At 46.3% G+C, this 2,405-nt stretch carries 2 protein-coding genes; one reads left to right on the plus strand and one right to left on the minus strand.

The window, feature by feature from the left end; translation table 11 throughout:
* A partial coding sequence (locus VIP81_RS00500) for a class I SAM-dependent methyltransferase (protein WP_331956513.1) occupies positions 1-664 on the plus strand: 664 nt, incomplete at its 5' end.
* A 212-nt stretch (positions 665-876) separates the two neighbouring features.
* On the opposite strand, the gene VIP81_RS00505 is transcribed toward VIP81_RS00500, so the two are convergent.
* Positions 877-2,405: (Fe-S)-binding protein (locus VIP81_RS00505; RefSeq protein ID WP_331956514.1), on the minus strand; the 1,529-nt coding region annotated here is incomplete at its 5' end.

Here is a 2,405-nt window from a genome sequence, read left to right on the forward strand (position 1 = left end):
AACAGAAACCCGTTTAACCCGCCACACCATCGTGGCGGATATCGGTGCCGGTACCGGCATCTCTGCCCAGCCGTTTCTCGATAACGGTAATAAGGTATATGCCATAGAACCTAATACAGAAATGAGAGAGAAGGCCGAACAATTACTGCAACGCTTTCCTGGATTTACTGCATTGGCCGGTTCAGCAGAACATACTACACTGCCAGCTGCCTCTATAGACCTGATCGTAGCAGGTACCGCTTTTCACTGGTTTGATCAGACAGCCACCGCCACCGAATTCCGCCGTATAGGCCGTCCCGATACCCACGTAGTACTGATGTGGAACGTACGACAGGCAGAACTGCCCTTCGAAAAAGGCTACGAAAAACTCCTGCACCAGTTTGGTACCGACTATAAAGATATGCAACACAGAAACGTAGGGACGTCACAGTTAGCCTCGTTTTTTCAGGCCGGCACCATTCGGGAAAAAGCTTTTCACAATGCCCAGATCTTTGATTTTCCCGCGCTGAAAGGAAGGTTGCTGTCTTCTTCTTACGCCCCCGAAAAAGGGCATCCGGTATATGATGATATGATCAAGGCTTTGGAAGACCTGTTCGAAAAATACCAGGAACAAGGCATGGTGAAGTTTCACTATGAAACTATGGTGTATACGGGAAAGGTCTGAGCGCGATTTTTTGTCTTTACTCAGGATTATGCTGATTTAGATGATTCTCCCGATTTTATCTTCCCTGATTAGGAATGATAAAAAAGATTAGGGAAGATGAAAGCGGATAAAATTTCGCTTATATCTCCCCTCATCTTTTAATCTTTTATAATCATTAAAGTAAAAATCTGGAAAATCAGTATAATCCTGTCCCAAGACAAAAAATCGCTGCATTAAACCAGGCTATTATAAAGGATCTCCACCGGATGCAACGCTTTCACCCCCGTTCCATCTTTCACCTGGTGGCGGCAACTTGTACCGGGAGCAGCAATGATAGTACCCGTGGCAGCATTACGTACCGCCGGGAACAACACCATTTCTCCTATTTGCATACTCAGGTCGTAATGTTCTTTTTCATACCCAAAAGATCCCGCCATACCACAGCATCCGGAAGGAATTACTTCCACAGAATAGTTCAGGGGTAACGACAACATTTTTTTACTATGCAGTGCAGACGACAACGCTTTCTGCTGACAGTGACCATGCAGTTTGATATGTTGTTTATCGCTGGTGAACTGTGCGGCGGTGATATGTCCTTTGTCTGCTTCTGACGCCAGGAACTCATCTATCAGGTACACATGCTTTGCGAGTGATTTGGCGGATGTACGCAGATGTTCTCGCACCAGGTCGGGGTATTCATCCCGGAAACTCAGTATGGCAGAAGGTTCCACACCGAGTAAAGGTACATTTTCATTAATAACGGAACTGAATATACGAACATTGTCTTCTGCATATTCGCGGGCTTTACGCAGCAATCCTTTCGACATATAAGCACGGGCACTTTCCGGGTGTTCTACCATCTGCACATCGTAACCCAGTCTGTGCAACAGTTTTACGGCTTTGATACCGATAGTGGTATCGTTATAGTTGGTGAACTCGTCGCAGAAAAGATATACTTTTTTATTACCGGTGGCGCCTTGTTTTTCAGCAGGCCATTTTTCGTCGAACCATTTACGTAAGGTGATGCTGTGCAGACCGGGTAAAGAACGTTTCGCAGCGAAGCCGGCAAATTTACGGATCATGCCTCCGGTGAAGGAGTTGTTGATCATCGCATTGTACACATTGGGCGCAATAGCCGCCAGTGCAGACAGTTTGGAGTAGTTGCCGATCATATTGGCCCGCAGTGGTACGCCGTTGGCATCATAATAATGTTGTAGGAATTCCATCTTCAGTTTGGCCATATCCACATTGGAAGGACATTCTGATTTGCAACCTTTACAGGCAAGACAAAGATCCAGTACCTCATAAATTTCTTTATGATCAAAGCGGTTTTCTTTGTGGCTGTGCGTCAGGAATTCACGCAGGATATTTGCCCTGGCGCGGGTGGTATCTTTTTCATCCCGGGTAGCCATGTAGCTGGGGCACATGGTACCGCCGCTCAGTTGTGTTTTACGGCAATCGCCGGAACCGTTGCACTGTTCGGCATGTTGCAGCATGGTTTGCTGCGGGAAATGAAAGATGGTTTTTATTTCCGGTACCTGTTGCCCTGGTTCATAGCGCAACATGCTGTTCATAGACGGCGTGTCTACGATTTTGTTGGGATTGAAAATGTTTTCAGGGTCCCAGGTATATTTAATTTGTCGGAGTAGTTCGTAGTTTTTATCACCCACCATCTGTTTGATAAATTCGCCGCGAAGCCTGCCATCGCCATGTTCTCCGCTGAGGGAGCCATGATATTTTTTAACGAGGGTGGCAATTTCTT

Origin of the sequence: Chitinophaga sp. (assembly GCF_036566945.1) — a bacterium.
Lineage (GTDB): Bacteria > Bacteroidota > Bacteroidia > Chitinophagales > Chitinophagaceae > Chitinophaga.